The sequence below is a fragment of the Synechococcus sp. PROS-7-1 genome, from assembly GCF_014279795.1.
Classification (GTDB): domain Bacteria; phylum Cyanobacteriota; class Cyanobacteriia; order PCC-6307; family Cyanobiaceae; genus Synechococcus_C.
Genome location: NZ_CP047945.1, coordinates 489,921 through 503,455 on the forward strand (window position 1 = coordinate 489,921; position 13,535 = coordinate 503,455).

General features: G+C 60.7%; 20 protein-coding genes and 1 tRNA gene. 2 read left to right on the forward strand and 19 right to left on the reverse strand.

All coding sequences use genetic code 11. The annotated features are described in order from the left end of the window. Positions 1-39 precede the first annotated feature (39 nt). Positions 40-780 (reverse strand): C40 family peptidase, encoded by a 741-nt coding sequence (locus tag SynPROS71_RS02370; RefSeq protein WP_186596401.1) that lies wholly within the window; start codon positions 778-780, stop codon positions 40-42. A 17-nt stretch (positions 781-797) separates the two neighbouring features. Here SynPROS71_RS02370 and SynPROS71_RS02375 point away from each other — a divergent pair, with 17 nt between their 5' ends. Beyond that, positions 798-1,697, forward strand: a complete 900-nt coding sequence (locus tag SynPROS71_RS02375) for a serine hydrolase (protein ID WP_186596402.1) — start codon at positions 798-800, stop codon at positions 1,695-1,697. Between the two features lie 15 nt (positions 1,698-1,712). On the opposite strand, the gene SynPROS71_RS02380 is transcribed toward SynPROS71_RS02375, so the two are convergent. Both SynPROS71_RS02380 and alr read right to left on the reverse strand, forming a co-directional pair. Then, a tRNA-Ser gene (locus SynPROS71_RS02380) sits at positions 1,713-1,801 on the reverse strand. Between the two features lie 34 nt (positions 1,802-1,835). Further along, a complete protein-coding gene (gene alr, locus SynPROS71_RS02385) occupies positions 1,836-3,017 on the reverse strand; it encodes an alanine racemase (protein ID WP_186596404.1) in 1,182 nt (393 codons plus the stop codon). Positions 3,018-3,090: 73 nt separating this feature from the next. Here alr and SynPROS71_RS02390 point away from each other — a divergent pair, with 73 nt between their 5' ends. After that, positions 3,091-3,588: an HNH endonuclease gene (locus SynPROS71_RS02390; protein WP_186596405.1), complete on the forward strand. Its 498-nt coding sequence runs from the start codon at positions 3,091-3,093 to the stop codon at positions 3,586-3,588. Between the two features lies 1 nt (position 3,589). Here SynPROS71_RS02390 and prfA read toward each other — a convergent pair whose 3' ends face one another. The 16 genes from prfA to rplF form a co-directional block, all read right to left on the reverse strand. Then, positions 3,590-4,687 (reverse strand): peptide chain release factor 1, encoded by a 1,098-nt coding sequence (gene prfA, locus SynPROS71_RS02395; protein WP_186596407.1) that lies wholly within the window; start codon positions 4,685-4,687, stop codon positions 3,590-3,592. Between the two features lie 114 nt (positions 4,688-4,801). Then, the gene (gene rpmE, locus SynPROS71_RS02400; protein WP_186596409.1) at positions 4,802-5,059 is read right to left on the reverse strand and encodes a 50S ribosomal protein L31; all 258 of its coding nucleotides are present in this window, start codon (positions 5,057-5,059) and stop codon (positions 4,802-4,804) included. Between the two features lie 8 nt (positions 5,060-5,067). Next, entirely contained in the window at positions 5,068-5,472 is a 405-nt protein-coding gene (gene rpsI / locus SynPROS71_RS02405) for a 30S ribosomal protein S9 (RefSeq protein ID WP_186472606.1), read from the reverse strand. After that, on the reverse strand, positions 5,469-5,921 hold the full coding sequence (gene rplM / locus SynPROS71_RS02410) for a 50S ribosomal protein L13 (protein WP_186584073.1): 453 nt from the start codon (positions 5,919-5,921) through the stop codon (positions 5,469-5,471). Before rplM ends, rpsI begins: the two co-directional genes overlap by 4 nt. 166 nt (positions 5,922-6,087) lie before the next feature. Then, positions 6,088-6,957 (reverse strand): tRNA pseudouridine(38-40) synthase TruA, encoded by an 870-nt coding sequence (truA, locus tag SynPROS71_RS02415; protein WP_186597821.1) that lies wholly within the window; start codon positions 6,955-6,957, stop codon positions 6,088-6,090. 20 nt (positions 6,958-6,977) lie between these two features. Continuing rightward, the gene (rplQ, locus tag SynPROS71_RS02420; protein ID WP_186596411.1) at positions 6,978-7,328 is read right to left on the reverse strand and encodes a 50S ribosomal protein L17; all 351 of its coding nucleotides are present in this window, start codon (positions 7,326-7,328) and stop codon (positions 6,978-6,980) included. Positions 7,329-7,364: 36 nt separating this feature from the next. Then, complete coding sequence (locus tag SynPROS71_RS02425) at positions 7,365-8,303, reverse strand: DNA-directed RNA polymerase subunit alpha (RefSeq protein ID WP_186596413.1); 939 nt, start codon at positions 8,301-8,303, stop codon at positions 7,365-7,367. Positions 8,304-8,348: 45 nt separating this feature from the next. Beyond that, positions 8,349-8,741: a 30S ribosomal protein S11 gene (gene rpsK / locus SynPROS71_RS02430; RefSeq protein ID WP_186584075.1), complete on the reverse strand. Its 393-nt coding sequence runs from the start codon at positions 8,739-8,741 to the stop codon at positions 8,349-8,351. A gap of 57 nt (positions 8,742-8,798) precedes the next feature. Beyond that, the gene (gene rpsM / locus SynPROS71_RS02435; protein WP_006042226.1) at positions 8,799-9,164 is read right to left on the reverse strand and encodes a 30S ribosomal protein S13; all 366 of its coding nucleotides are present in this window, start codon (positions 9,162-9,164) and stop codon (positions 8,799-8,801) included. 74 nt (positions 9,165-9,238) lie between these two features. Then, positions 9,239-9,352 (reverse strand): 50S ribosomal protein L36, encoded by a 114-nt coding sequence (rpmJ, locus tag SynPROS71_RS02440; RefSeq protein WP_006042225.1) that lies wholly within the window; start codon positions 9,350-9,352, stop codon positions 9,239-9,241. A 47-nt stretch (positions 9,353-9,399) separates the two neighbouring features. Then, positions 9,400-9,951 (reverse strand): adenylate kinase, encoded by a 552-nt coding sequence (locus tag SynPROS71_RS02445; RefSeq protein WP_186596415.1) that lies wholly within the window; start codon positions 9,949-9,951, stop codon positions 9,400-9,402. A gap of 92 nt (positions 9,952-10,043) precedes the next feature. Continuing rightward, on the reverse strand, positions 10,044-11,363 hold the full coding sequence (gene secY / locus SynPROS71_RS02450; protein ID WP_186596417.1) for a preprotein translocase subunit SecY: 1,320 nt from the start codon (positions 11,361-11,363) through the stop codon (positions 10,044-10,046). Between the two features lie 106 nt (positions 11,364-11,469). Beyond that, entirely contained in the window at positions 11,470-11,922 is a 453-nt protein-coding gene (rplO, locus tag SynPROS71_RS02455; RefSeq protein WP_186596419.1) for a 50S ribosomal protein L15, read from the reverse strand. A gap of 5 nt (positions 11,923-11,927) precedes the next feature. Beyond that, positions 11,928-12,575 carry a 30S ribosomal protein S5 gene (rpsE, locus tag SynPROS71_RS02460; protein WP_186596421.1) on the reverse strand — a complete coding sequence of 216 codons (648 nt, stop codon included), beginning with the start codon at positions 12,573-12,575 and terminating at the stop codon, positions 11,928-11,930. 13 nt (positions 12,576-12,588) lie between these two features. Next, entirely contained in the window at positions 12,589-12,957 is a 369-nt protein-coding gene (gene rplR / locus SynPROS71_RS02465) for a 50S ribosomal protein L18 (protein WP_186596423.1), read from the reverse strand. Positions 12,958-12,990: 33 nt separating this feature from the next. After that, on the reverse strand, positions 12,991-13,530 hold the full coding sequence (gene rplF / locus SynPROS71_RS02470) for a 50S ribosomal protein L6 (RefSeq protein WP_186596425.1): 540 nt from the start codon (positions 13,528-13,530) through the stop codon (positions 12,991-12,993). Positions 13,531-13,535: the final 5 nt, after the last annotated feature.

A 13,535-nucleotide genomic window follows, 5' to 3' on the forward strand; every position in this document is an offset into this window, starting at 1 on the left:
TCGAGCTTCATTTTGCTGTTCGGCCACCCCTGTCCCTACTTAGGGCAGGGTGGTGCCGTCATGACATCGCATGATCCGACCAGCCCCACGCAGTTCGGCTCTGTAATGACTGGCCACAGGATGTCGGTCGCTGGGATGGAGGCTGTCGATGCCGATGCCATTGCGTCCATGCTCCCGTCCTGAGCTGTGCATGTAGCGGCCGCGCTCGAGGTGAATGGCTACATGCGTACAGCGTTGTGGTCGCCCGAAGAAAATCAGATCACCAGGTCGCAGAAGTTGGTCATTGCCTGGCCGAACCGCGACGGGTTCGCAGAAGCGTTCCTGCTGATAAGCGTCTCTGGGTAGCCAGATGCCGGCACTGGCGAAGGCACACTGCACCAGCCCCGAACAGTCGAGATCAGGGCCCAGCGTTCCGCCCCAGAGGTAGTCATTCGGGCGAGCGGCGGCAACCTTGAGCCATTCGAGGACCGCAGGAATCCGCGCCGCAATCGCGTCACTCGTCAACAGTCGAGGCCGGGGAGGAGTTGTTGTGCGTGCCTGTCCGGCGAGATCGGGCACATTCAGCCAACAGGGGTAGCCGTCCTCGAGCAATTGCACCTGAATGCGGGTGACGCCGACCTTGTCGATGGGGGTAATCACGCGGAAACTCCGGCCCGCCGCTGCCTGGGTTGCAAGACCTTCGCCACGGGCACGGGCGTAGCCGTTGATGTCTTTGAGAAGTTGCCAGCAGCTCCCCAGAGTGATCAGATCCGGAGCCAACGGAGTGCCTAGGGTCGGCATTGACTAAAGCCATTGCCATGGCGTTCTACCGCCCCGAGCCGACGATGCAGGAGCATCTGGCTGCTCTGATCGATCGACTTGCCGCCGAGGGCCGCCCCGGGCTGCATGATCGGATCGCTGTCACCTGGGTGCGTTACGACCAATCATCACCAGCAACGGGGAGTGGCTGCGGGGCGTCTTGGGCGGATCAGAAACTCATCTATCCCGCCAGTGTGGTGAAGTTGATGTATGCCGTGGCAGCAGAGCACTGGTTGGAGAGGGATTTCCTTCCTGACAGTGAGGAATTCCGCCGCGCTTTGCTCGACATGCTGGCTGACTCCAGCAACGATGCCACCGGGTTGGTCGTGGATCTGTTGACCGGTACCACCAGCGGGCCCGCCTTGCGTTCTCCGGCATGGGAGCAGTGGCAGCAACAGCGGCTGGCCGTGAATCGCTGGCTCTGGGATTTGGGATGGCCCGAACTGGACCGGGTGAATTGTTGCCAGAAAACCTGGGGAGAAGGGCCTTATGGCCGCGAAAAGGCGTTCTACGGCGAGGCCAACGCCAATCGCAACGCTCTGTGCACGGCAGCGGTGGGGCGCATGCTGGAAGCGGTGATGACGGATGGAGTGCTGTCGCCACCGGCTTGTCAGCGCCTGAAGACTCGCCTGCTCCGCTCTCTGGATCAGGAGGTGAGGGCGGCAGACCCAGAGAATCAGGTCGACGGATTTCTCGGAGAAGGGTTGCCTGCAGGCAGCACGCTTTGGAGCAAGGCCGGTTGGATGAGCCAGGCGCGCCACGATGCCGCCTGGTGGGCATCAGGTGATGAAGCGCCAAACCTGTTGGTGGTGTTTACCGAAGGTGCCGAGCTGGCGAATGACGAAGCACTGCTTCCAGCCATCGCCCACAATCTGGCGTTCTTCGCAACCAGCGCTTGATCACGTTTAATTCAACGGAGAGGGAGGGATTCGAACCCTCGACAGAAGTTGCCTCCTGTAACTCCTTAGCAGGGAGCCGCTTTCAACCACTCAGCCACCTCTCCAGCGGCCCGCCCACCCTATCAAGAGGTCGTCCCTTCAGACCACCAGTCGGGGCAGCCGATGCTTGAAGCTGCAGAGCACTTCCCATGGGATCGAATCGGACAGCTCGGCCCAGTCCTGGGGCGGAATCACCGCGTCACCATCCGATCCAAGCAAGGTCACGACATCGCCCACATCCAGGGTTGGGTGGTCGGTGGCGTCCACCATCAGTTGATCCATGGTGATCGCACCCACCTGCGGTAGGCGCTGGCCGGCGTGGAGCACCACGATCTGGCCCGAGAGACAACGGCTCACGCCATCGGCATAGCCGATGCCCACCACGGCCAGTCGGCTGGGACGGCTGGTGATGAAACGGTGGCCGTAACTCACGCCCACTCCCGCAGGCACATCGCGGATCAGGCTCACCCGCGCCTTCACCGCCATCGCAGGTTCCAAGCACACGCTCTGGTTCAGGTGCTCACTGGGCGTATGGCCATACAAAGCCAGGCCCACTCGCACCTGGTCATGGTGGAGGGAACGGTCGCGCAGCGTTCCGGCTGAATTGGCGAGATGGAGTTGAAGGTTTGCACTGCGATGGGAGCGCGTGACAGCGACAAAGCGTTCCTGCTGCAATCGGGTGATGCGCTCAGCCTCACCCGAGGGCCCCCCATCGGCTAAGGCCAGATGGCTGTAGACGCCTCGGAGCATCAGCTGGTCCAGTTGCTGGATGGCCTGGGTGAGACGGCCGCCGTCCTGCCAATCGCAACCGAGGCGGGTCATGCCTGTGTCCAGCTTGAGCTGAACGGAAAAGCGTCGGCCGCTGCCACTCGCGAGGTTCTGGCAGAGCAGCGCTTCACGCATGCTGCTCAAAGTGGGCATCAATTGCCAGTGCAAGCAAGCCCGCAGCTCCTCCGCCTGGATCAAGTTGCCGAGCACCAGCACGGGCAGTTCGAGTCCTGCTCGCCGCAGCTCAATTCCCTCTTGAAGCGTGGCCACGCCAAGACTGGTGGCTCCTCCACAAATGGCTGCTCTGGCAACAGTTTCAGCGCCGTGTCCGTAGCCGTCGGCTTTGACAACCGCCATCAGGGCACAGCCAGGATCCAGAATCCTTCGCAGTGCTCGCGCATTGTTTTCTATCGCCTGAGCGGAGACTTCCATCCAGGCCCGTTGGCGGGGGTCGGATCCGTTCTGGTTCTCGAACCCTGCAGATTGTGGGTTGTCGACGAACAGGTCGGACATGGACTTGAGGTAGTGAGGGTCACAAAGTCTTCGTTGTGACCCCGTTAGCATGCCTTTTAATCTGGGAGCTTGCATGAGCCAGGTTCTCGTTCTCAATGCGTCCTACGAGCCCCTGAATATCACCACCTGGCGTCGAGCCTTGGTGATGATGCTCAAGGGCAAGGCTGAGAGCCTGGAGCATGATCCTGAACGGCTTGTACGCCGTGATTTGCATGTTCCAACCGTGATCCGGTTGCGGCAATTCGTGCGTGTTCCGTTCCGTCAAGTTCCCTTGACCCGCCGCAACGTGTTTCAGAGGGACAATCACACCTGTCAGTACTGCGGCGCCAAGGAGAATCTCTCGATTGATCACGTGATGCCTCGCAGTCGTGGTGGCGGTGACAGCTGGGACAACGTGACCACAGCCTGCATGCGTTGCAACGTTCGAAAAGGAAATCGCACGCCCCAGGAAGCTGTGATGCCTCTGCGGAAAATGCCAAGACGACCGCTCAGCAGTTTGAGTTTCGATGCCGTCCGTCAGATCGATTCCGGTCGGCACAGTGAGTGGGCCAAATATGTGATCGGCGCCTGATTCAGTCGTCTGACTGACGACTGAGCGCTTCGAGTTTGCTGCGCTGTTCCTCAGCGATACAAGCACCAATGACGTCCTCCATTTGTCCCTGGAGCACCGGATCAAGGCTGAAGTTCCGTCCCAAGCGGTGATCTGTGACCCTGTTGTCTTTGGCGTTGTAAGTGCGGATCTTTTCACTGCGATCGCCTGTGCCCACTTGCGCGCGTCGGGCTGAGCTTTCTCGGGCGTTCGCTTCCGCAAGCTGGCGTTCGTAGAGCTTGGCTCGCAGAATCTCCATGGCCCGCTCCCGGTTCTGGAGCTGGGATCGTTCCTGGGTGCAAAACACACGGATTCCGCTGGGGCGATGCATGAGATCCACAGCGGTTTCGACCTTGTTGACGTTCTGCCCTCCGGCGCCGCCGGAACGCGCCGTGCTGATCTCTAAATCGGCGGGTTCGATCTGCACTTCAACAGGGTCGGCCTCTGGCATCACGGCCACGGTGGCTGTGGATGTATGAACGCGCCCCTGCGATTCTGTGGCTGGGACACGCTGCACCCGGTGAACTCCGGCTTCGAACTTCAGTTCGCTGAACACCGAATCTCCTTTCACCGAGAGGATCAGCTCCTTGAAGCCTCCAAGGTCGGCTTCACTGGCACTCACGGGTTGAACCGTCCAGCCGCGCCGGCTGCTGAAGCGTTCGTACATCCGTGCCAGATCTCCAGCCCAGAGGCAGGCTTCATCGCCGCCTGCACCGGCACGGATCTCCAGCATCACACTGCGTTCATCCCGGGGATCCCTCGGCAGCAGTGCCAGGGTGAGCCGTTGAATTAGGACTTCATGGCGTTGGTCCAGTTCCTCCAATTCCAGTTGCGCGAGGTTGGCCATCTCCTCATCCCCACGGCTATCACGTAGGAGCTCTCTGGCCTGTTCCCGCTCCGCTTGCACCAATTGCAGGCTGGAGTAGTCGTTCACCAGGGGTTCAAGTCTGGATCGTTCCCGGGCGATTGACTGCAGACGCGTGGGATCGGAGGCCACGTCAGGATCCGCCAGTTGGCGTTCCAGGTTGTGGAAACTATTGCGTGCCGCCTCAAGACGACTGATCAAGGTCGATGGATCCATTCCCTCAGACACGGAGTTGATGCCTGGTCTGCAATGAACGATGGTGGGTCAACAAAAACCCCCGTAGGCAGAGACAACCCTGCCTTCGGGGGAAAGTCCATGGCAAGACAGTGATCAGGCTTCGGCTTTGTCGTCGGCTTTCTTGTCTTCGGCAGCGCTGCTGGCTCCGCCCATTCCGTATTTGCGCATGAAACGATCCACACGCCCCTCGGTGTCGAGGATTTTTTGCGTGCCTGTAAAAAATGGATGGTTGCCGCTCCACACATCAACGTGGATTTCGGGCTGCGTGGAGCCGGTGGTCATGACCACTTCTCCGTTGCAGATCACCTTGGCATCGGGGTACCAGGTGGGATGGATTTCGGGCTTGGGCATGACAGAAATCAGCGCTTGGAGAACTGGGGAGCTTTACGGGCTTTCTTGAGGCCGTACTTGCGACGTTCCTTGGCCCGGGGATCTCGGCTGAGATGGCCTTCGGTCTTCAGGGGCTTGCGGTTGTCGGCTGAAAGCTCACACAAGGCGCGAGCGGCACCCTGCTTGATGGCATCAGCCTGCCCTGTCAGGCCACCTCCACGCACATTCACCAGGACGTCGTACTCCGTGAGGAGACCCAACGTTTGCAGTGGAGCGCGAACCGCGGCCAGATAGGCGGGGTTGTAATTGAGGTAATTATCGCCGGGGCGACCGTTGATGGTGATGGTGCCGTTTCCTGGCACAAGGCGCACACGGGCCACAGAGGTTTTGCGGCGGCCGGTACCCCAGTAAACGACTGAATTCGTGGTGCTCATTGGGCAGTAGCGGCGGGATCGAGCTGCAGCGGCTGGGGCTGCTGGGCGGCGTGCGGATGCTCGGCACCCTTGTACACCTTCAATTTGCGGAACATCTGCCGACCCAGGGCGTTGTGGGGAAGCATGCCTTTGATGGCCTTCTCCACGATCCGCTCGGGCAGGCGCTCCTGAAGGTGCGCGAAGGTTTCCACCTTCATGCCTCCGGGACGACCGGAGTGGCGGCGGTAAAGCTTTTGTTGAGGCTTGTTGCCGCTCACCCGGATCTTGTCAGCGTTCACGACGACCACGAAATCGCCGGTGTCGAGGTGAGGGGTGAAACTGGCTTTGTTCTTGCCGCGAAGCACGGAAGCCACCTCGGTTGCCAGTCGGCCGAGGGTTTGATTCTCAGCGTCCACCAGATACCACTGGCGGTCGATTGAATCGATGGAGGGGACAGAGGTCTTGTTCATCGCGCCGGCATGCCGGTTCTGAAATGCCCCGTCGCGAACGACGAAGCTGGGCAGGGAGCGTTGGTCACGCCGTGGCGTTCCAACCAGAGCTCAAAGATCGACTCTACCTTGTCGCCATACCCCATCCTCTGAACGTGGGTAGGGGTGGTGCGGTTCAGGTGTTGAATCACCAGCCCGGAGGATCCGGAGGCGGATCTTCCGATGCCAGACAAAAAGTCGGTTGGCAATCATACCAGCCGCCCTTGCTGAAGATGGTGTCTTCGTAGCCTGCCCTCAGCAGGCACAAGCCCTGGGGTGGAGCTCCGTCTTTCACCTCTTCACGCCGTCGTTCCCGCCAGCGGCGTTCGAACTGTTCAGTGGTGAGTCGATGTTCCCCAACGGCCACCAGTTGCCCCATTAACAAGCGCACCATTCCATAGAGGAACCCGCTGGCCTGGATTTCCAGGTCAATCAGATCGCCACGCCGTTGAACGGAGACATCCTGAATGGTCGTTCGCGAATGAGCTCTGCGGCTGCCAGCGCGCTGGAAGGCTGCAAAGTCATGACTGCCGAGCATTCCCTCCAAGGCTTCAGCCATCGCTTGGTCATCAAGACGCGCTTGGTAGCGATGCCAGCTCCAGGGTGCGAGAAAGAGATTGGGTCTGCGGCCGTTGTAGAGGGTGTACCGGTAGCGCCGGTAGGTGGCCGAGTAGCAGGCATGCCACGAGAGAGGTCGTTCCACGGCTTCGCGGACTCTGATGCTGGCGGGTAGCCGGCCATTCAAGGCTGGAGCCCAGCGACTGGCGGGAATCGGACCACTACTGTCGAAATGCACCACCTGTCCGGCCGCGTGCACACCGGCGTCAGTGCGGCCAGCAGCGACGGCATGGACGGGACGATGGGGGTCGAGATCTGCAATGGCCTGCTCAAGCACGCCCTGCACGCTGGTGCCCTGACGTTGCCGCTGCCAGCCACAAAAAAACGACCCCGCGTACTGGAGGCTGATAGCAATCCTCTGGGGGGGATTGGCTTCAGGTCCGGGTCGGGGGTCGGGAATCGTGCTCTGATCTGAAGGGTTCAGACCAACTCAATGATGGCCATCTCGGCATTGTCGCCACGGCGGCGGACTGTGCGGGTGATCCGGGTGTAACCGCCCTTGCGGTCGCTGTAGCGGTCGGGGGCTTTTTCAAACAGAGCATGCACGAGCTGCTTGTCGTACACATAGCCGAGCACCCGTCGGCGAGACGCCAAGCTGCCCTCTTTGGCCAGGGTGATCATCCGCTCGGCTTCATCCCTCAGGGCCTTGGCACGGGCCTTGGTTGTCATAACCCGGCCTTCGCGGATCAGCTGCGTGGTCAGGCCACGCAACATGGCTTTGCGTTGGTCAGCTGGGCGGCCCAGCTGTGGAACTCGACATTGGTGACGCATGGTTCGGGTGAGGACTGGGAATGGAGTGAGGAACGATCAGGCGCTGGTGCGACTTTGGGGGATCTGGATGCCGATGCGCTCGAGGGCTTCGATCACTTCGTCAGCAGACTTGGATCCGAAGTTCTTGATTTCCAGCAGATCCTCATAGCTGAAGCCCATGAGATCGGAGACCGAATTCACTTGAGCTCGCTTCAGGCAGTTGTAAGCACGAACCGAGAGGTTGAGTTCCTCGAGAGGAATCTGAGCCTCTGCCGTGGGCTCGGGCTCGGCGCTGACCTCTTCGACCATGGTGACCGTGGCCAGCGGCTGAAACAGCTCGATCAGCTGATTGGCAGCCTGGGCAATGGCATCGTCTGGGGTGATGGATCCATCGGTCACCACCTCCATGCGCAGACGCTCACGCGCGGATCCGCCTTCGGCAACGGCCGTCTCGTCGATCGTGAAGTTCACCCGATGCACCGGCATGAACACGGCATCGATCTGCAGGAGGTCGATGGCGCTGGTGTCTTCGTTGTGGCGATCCACCGGCCGATAACCGATGCCCCGCTCCACGTGCACCTCAAGCTCGAGGCTGTAACCGTCGCTAACGGTGGCGATGGAACGCTCCCCATCGACCACCTGGACCTGAGATGAGAACTGCAGATCCCGAGCCTTCACCGTTGCAGGTCCGGCGACCACCAAGCGTCCGATTTCCAGCTCGCTGGTGCGACTGTTCACCGTGATCTGCTTGCAGTTCAGGAGAATGTCGAGAACATCCTCGCGAACTCCTGGGATGGTGGCGTATTCGTGATTGACACCGGCAATCCTCACGGCAGTGACTGCTGTGCCCTCGAGGTTGCCCATCAGCACACGTCGCAGGGAGTTGCCGAGGGTCGTGGCCTGACCACGCTCCAAGGGGCCGATGAGAAACACACCGGTTTGCGAGCGATCGTCAGCGATCTGATGCTCGATACGGTCGATCTGGTATTGCAACACGGTCTGAGGCGGGGGGAGAGAGGGACCTGAACGGAAACGTGTGGATCAGACGCGGCGACGCTTGGCGCGGCGACAGCCGTTGTGGGGTAACGGCGTGACATCTCGGATCAGGGTGATCTCCAGGCCGGCGACCTGAAGGGCACGAATGGCGGTTTCCCGCCCGGAGCCGGGGCCGCGAACCAGAACTTCGATCTGGCGCATCCCCTGATCGAGTGCGCGACGGGCCGCGGCTTCGGCTGCGGTCTGTGCTGCGAAGGGTGTGCCTTTGCGGGCGCCCTTGAAACCACTGGCACCAGCCGACGACCAGGAAATGACCTCGCCGGTGGTGTCGGTAATCGAGACGATCGTGTTGTTGAACGTGCTCTGGATATGGGCAACGCCGTTTGGAACGTTGCGCTTGGCCTTCTTCGGGCCGGATTTCTTGACGGTCTTGGCCATGGGCCTGGGGGTGATGGGAGCTGGAGGAACGGAGCGATCCGAACGACCGCGGGTGGCTTACTTCTTCTTGCCGGCCACGGTCTTACGGGCGCCGCGACGGGTTCGGGCATTGGTGCGGGTCCGCTGGCCGCGAACCGGCAGGCTCATGCGGTGACGGCGGCCACGCAAACAGCCGATGTCCTGCAGACGCTTGAGGGCCATGCCCTCCTGCCGGCGCAGATCACCCTCGATCGTGAAGGCTTCGGTGGCACCACGCAATTTCTGCACGTCACCATCCTCGAGATCCTTGACGCGGATGTCGGGATTGACCCCGGTCTTGGAGAGGATGGTTTTGGCCCTGGTGAGGCCGATTCCGTAGATGTAGGTGAGGGCGACTTCGATCCGCTTGTCGCGGGGAATGTCGACACCAGCAATCCGTGCCACTGAGCTAATAATCGAGGGGGACAGTTGCCGCCTGGGGCGGCGAATGGGCGATCAGAATTCCAGACGACGGACGTTCAGCCCTGACGCTGTTTGTGCTTAGGGTTCTCGCAGATCACCATGACGCGGCCATGGCGACGAATCACCCGGCACTTGTCGCACATTTTCTTGACCGAGGCGCGCACCTTCATTGGGTGTGGCTCTCCAAAATTCCAAACAGCTAACCTACCACAGCGGGTCAAGCTAGACTTGCTTCAAGTCTTGTCGTGATGGCTTCCACGCTTCCCTGGGCGTCAACCGCGATCAAGAGTCCCTTGCTTCGGTAGTAGTCAATCAGCGGAGCGGTCTGCTCGCGATACACCTCGAGGCGATTGCGGATCACGGACTCATTGTCGTCCGCCCGACCCCGGGCCAGGAGTCGTTCGACGAGTACCTCGTCGTCGAGTTCCAGCAGGACAACGGTTTCGATGCTTTGTTGCAGTTCTCCGAGCAGAGGCTCCAATGCCTCAGCTTGAGCAACGTTTCGGGGAAAGCCGTCGAGAAGCCAGCCCTGGCCGTTCAGGGCCGTGAGCTGGGAACGGACGATGGCGAGAACCAGATCGTCGCTGACGAGTTCGCCGCGATTCATGACCGCTTCCGCCTCCTGGCCAAGGGCGCTGCCTGCTGAGACCTCAGAGCGCAGCAGGTCGCCGGTGGAGAGATGGCGAAGCCCGTGGGTGTCGCAAAGGCGTGAAGCCTGGGTACCTTTGCCGGCCCCGGGAGGGCCGATGAACAGCAGACGTTGCTTCATGGTGTCAATGGGATGGGGCAGGAGTTAAGGCAATGGGACGGCACGGTTTCGCGCCTGATTCGTGTCTAAAGCGTCACGGAATAGTGCTCTTGCTATTGGCGAACCATTCCTTCGTAGCGCTGGGAGATCACGTAGGTCTGAACCTGCTTGGCAGTGTCAATGGCGACGCCGACCAGGATCAGCAGTGATGTTGCGCCCAGTCCTTGGAATGTGGTGACGCTGGTGGCGCGTTCGACGGCGGAGGGAATGATGGCCACAGCCCCTAGGAATAAGCCTCCGAGCAGGGTGAGTCGATTTTTCACACCCTCGAGATAGCTGGCTGTAGCGCTCCCGGGGCGGACCCCTGGGATGGCGACACCACCACGTTTGAGGTTGGTGGCGACTTCAGTGGGATTAAAGGTGAGCGAGGCGTAGAAGTAGGAGAAACCCAGGATCAACGAGAAATACAGCAGTGCGTAGGGCCAAGGGTTCGAGGCACTCGGATTCAAAGCGCTTGCTGCCGTGATCAGCAGAGGGTTTTGACTGAAATTGGCGATGGTGATCGGTAGAAAGATCAGTGCCGACGCGAAAATGATCGGCATCACGCCACCGGCGTTCAGCTTCAGTGGTAGGTAACTCTGACGGTTTGGAAGCAGAGCCGATCCTCCAACCTGACGTTTGGCACTCACGATCGGAAGCCGCCGGGCTCCCTCCTGCACAAAGATGATTCCAACGATCGTGACCAGAAACACCAGCACGAGAACGATGATTCCAAAGACATCGTTGCGGTCTCCGGTTTGGGCCTTCTCGATCGTGGAGCCAAGAGCCTGAGGCAGGGTGGCCACGATGTTTAGGAAAATCACCAGGGAGGCTCCCTGGCCAATCCCTCGCTCGGTGATCACTTCGCTGATCCACATCACGATCATGGATCCGGTCACCAGAGCCAGAGCTGTCTGGGTAATGAACACCGCGTCTGTCAATCCTTCCAGGGCGTATGGACGGAGAATCACAGCGAAGATCACGCTCTGAATCAGGCCCCAACCCAGCGCCACATAGCGAGTGATTTGGGCGATTTTGCGTCGACCGGCTTCGCCCTCATTTTTCTGCAGATCTTCGAGCTGGGGCAGGGATGCTGTCAGCAGCTGCAGAATGATCGACGCGTTGATGAATGGAAGAATCCCGAGAGCGAAGATGCCCAGGGTGGAGATGCCTCCACCAGTGAAGATGTCGAGGAAGCCAATCAGCTGCCCTCCCTGCTGGATGAACTGCTGGAAGGCCACGCGATCGATGCCCGGCATGGGGATGTAGATGCCGAGGCGCACCAACATCAGCAAACCGAGCGTGGTGAGAACCCGGTTGCGCAGCTCCGGGTTCTGCACCACTTGGGTGATGACTTCAGCGGCACTGGGGTTGCGTCCCCGACTGACGAGCATGAAACAGAGAGCGTGGGTTTGGGCTTGATGCAGGAAAGCCGTCCGCGGATCGAAATCCTGCGGACGGCTCAGACCTTAGAGCTGGGCGGCATGACCTTGAAGGGTCTCACTCAGGAAGTTCGCAGGTTCCACCGGCGGCTTCGATCTTGGTGCGGGCTGATGCCGTGAAGGCGGCGGCCTGAACCGTGAGTTTGGTCTTCAGTTCTCCGTTCCCCAGAATTTTGAGGGGATGCTTGGGGCTTGTGACAATGCCGTCCTTCACAAGAGAGTCGAGACTGACGGTGCTGCCTGCCTTGAGGTCATTCAGGGCCGACACATTCACCACAGTGAACTCCTTGGGGTTCACCAGGGGAAAGTGCTTCAGTTTCGGGACTCGGCGGTAGAGGGGCATTTGGCCGCCCTCGAAGCCTGGGCGCGTTGGCCGGCCCGAGCGGGACTTCTGACCGCGCATTCCGAAGCCGCAGCTAGCACCCTGGCCAGCGGCGATGCCGCGACCTTTGCGCAGTTTGCGGCGACGGGCGCCTTTGTTGGATTTGAGGGATTCGAGTCGGAGAGTCATGGGAATCAGGAGTAGATCTGCTCGAGGGAGATCCCCCGTTCCTTGGCAGTCTCCTTGTGGGTGCGGAGACTATCGAGAGCCACCATGGCGGCCCGTGCGTTGTTCAGGGGAGTCTTACTGCCCAGGCGCTTGGCCAGCACGTTCTTGATGCCGGCGAGCTCAAGCACCGTGCGGATCGAGCCGCCGGCGATCACACCCGTACCGGGAGCAGCGGGCCGGATCAGCACGCTGGCAGCTCCGTCTCGCCCGTTGGAGAGGGTGGGAATTGAGTTGTGACGCGTGAGCGGAACCTTCACGAGGTGCTTTTTGCCATCGGCAACACCCTTGCGGACGGCCCCGATCACATCACCGGCTTTGCCGACGCCGACACCTACCTGTCCACGCTCGTTCCCGACGACGACAATCGCGCGGAAACTCATTTTCTTACCGCCTTTAACGGTCTTGGAGACCCGGCGGATCTGAACTACGCGCTCTTGCCATTCGGAGTCGCGCTCCTGGTTGCGGCGGTCACCGCGACGGCCACCGCGACGGTCTCCGCGGTCACTCCGTCCGCCGCCACCGCGGCGTTGCTCCTGCTGTCCTTCGGCCGCTGCCGGGACATCAGCCGCCGATGGGATGTCGTTGGGGGTGGTCTGAGGGTTGGAATCGGTCATGTTGAGAGCAGGATCAGAACTGAAGGCCCGCTTCCCGGGCGGCGTCGGCGAGGGCTTTCACCCGGCCGTGATACAGGTTGCCGCCACGATCGAAGACCACCTGTTGGATGCCCTTGGCCAGGGCGCGTTTGGCGACGAGCTCGCCAACGACGACGGAAGCATCGCAGGTGCTCCCTGTGTCCTTGAGGCTCGTGCGCACGTCCTTGTCAAGCGTCGATGCCGAGCAGAGCGTGCTCTGGGCTGCATCGTCGATGACCTGGGCGTAGATGTGGCTGTTGGAGCGAAACACAGCCAACCGGGGACGATCGGAGGTGCCGCTGAGATGGCGACGCAGGCGCCGGTGGCGCTTCTGGGTCTGTTGTTTGCGAGAGAGGGTCGACATGGTGGGTTATGCGGAGGAGTGTCTGGCGGGGAATTACTTCTTGCCTGACTTGCCTGCCTTGCGCAGGATGCGCTCGCCCGCGTATTTGATGCCTTTGCCCTTGTAGGGCTCGGGCGGACGGATGGCGCGGATTTTGGCCGCCTCATTGCCCACCAGCTCCTTGTCGGTGCCGGAGACAGTGACGTTGGTGTTGTTTTCAACCGCGAAGGTGATGCCTTCAGGGGCCAGCATCTCCACTGGGTGGCTGTAGCCGGCACTCACCACGAGGGTTTTGCCTTTGACTTGAGCTCTGGAGCCGACGCCCACGATTTCCAGTTTCTTGGAATACCCGTTGCTGACACCTTCGATCATGTTGGCCACCAGGGTGCGGCACAGTCCGTGACGCTCTCTGGAGAGGCGCTTCTCGCTAGTGGGAGCCACCACAATGGTGTTGTCCACCTGATTCACACTCACACCGTCGGGGAGCGTGCGCTTGAGTTCGCCTTTCGGCCCTTTCACGGTGACAGCGAGTCCGTCGAGACTCACACTCACCTTGTCGGGAATGGGGATGGGGTTTTTACCGATACGTGACATGGTTC

What these genes read in the sequence shown, in the direction of transcription:
- rplQ (WP_186596411.1), bottom strand. Translation starts at nt 7,328, where the DNA reads ATGCGTCACCAATGTCGAGTTCCACAGCTGGGCCGCCCAGCTGACCAA.
- SynPROS71_RS02370 (WP_186596401.1), bottom strand. Translation starts at nt 780, where the DNA reads ATGCCGACCCTAGGCACTCCGTTGGCTCCGGATCTGATCACTCTGGGG.
- SynPROS71_RS02445 (WP_186596415.1), bottom strand. Translation starts at nt 9,951, where the DNA reads ATGAAGCAACGTCTGCTGTTCATCGGCCCTCCCGGGGCCGGCAAAGGT.
- prfA (WP_186596407.1), bottom strand. Translation starts at nt 4,687, where the DNA reads ATGGATCCATCGACCTTGATCAGTCGTCTTGAGGCGGCACGCAATAGT.
- rpmJ (WP_006042225.1), bottom strand. Translation starts at nt 9,352, where the DNA reads ATGAAGGTGCGCGCCTCGGTCAAGAAAATGTGCGACAAGTGCCGGGTG.
- rplM (WP_186584073.1), bottom strand. Translation starts at nt 5,921, where the DNA reads ATGAACAAGACCTCTGTCCCCTCCATCGATTCAATCGACCGCCAGTGG.
- rpsI (WP_186472606.1), bottom strand. Translation starts at nt 5,472, where the DNA reads ATGAGCACCACGAATTCAGTCGTTTACTGGGGTACCGGCCGCCGCAAA.
- rpsK (WP_186584075.1), bottom strand. Translation starts at nt 8,741, where the DNA reads ATGGCCAAGACCGTCAAGAAATCCGGCCCGAAGAAGGCCAAGCGCAAC.
- rpmE (WP_186596409.1), bottom strand. Translation starts at nt 5,059, where the DNA reads ATGCCCAAGCCCGAAATCCATCCCACCTGGTACCCCGATGCCAAGGTG.
- rplF (WP_186596425.1), bottom strand. Translation starts at nt 13,530, where the DNA reads ATGTCACGTATCGGTAAAAACCCCATCCCCATTCCCGACAAGGTGAGT.
- alr (WP_186596404.1), bottom strand. Translation starts at nt 3,017, where the DNA reads ATGTCCGACCTGTTCGTCGACAACCCACAATCTGCAGGGTTCGAGAAC.
- SynPROS71_RS02375 (WP_186596402.1), top strand. Translation starts at nt 798, where the DNA reads ATGGCGTTCTACCGCCCCGAGCCGACGATGCAGGAGCATCTGGCTGCT.
- rplR (WP_186596423.1), bottom strand. Translation starts at nt 12,957, where the DNA reads ATGTCGACCCTCTCTCGCAAACAACAGACCCAGAAGCGCCACCGGCGC.
- secY (WP_186596417.1), bottom strand. Translation starts at nt 11,363, where the DNA reads ATGCTCGTCAGTCGGGGACGCAACCCCAGTGCCGCTGAAGTCATCACC.
- rpsE (WP_186596421.1), bottom strand. Translation starts at nt 12,575, where the DNA reads ATGACCGATTCCAACCCTCAGACCACCCCCAACGACATCCCATCGGCG.
- SynPROS71_RS02390 (WP_186596405.1), top strand. Translation starts at nt 3,091, where the DNA reads ATGAGCCAGGTTCTCGTTCTCAATGCGTCCTACGAGCCCCTGAATATC.
- rplO (WP_186596419.1), bottom strand. Translation starts at nt 11,922, where the DNA reads ATGACTCTCCGACTCGAATCCCTCAAATCCAACAAAGGCGCCCGTCGC.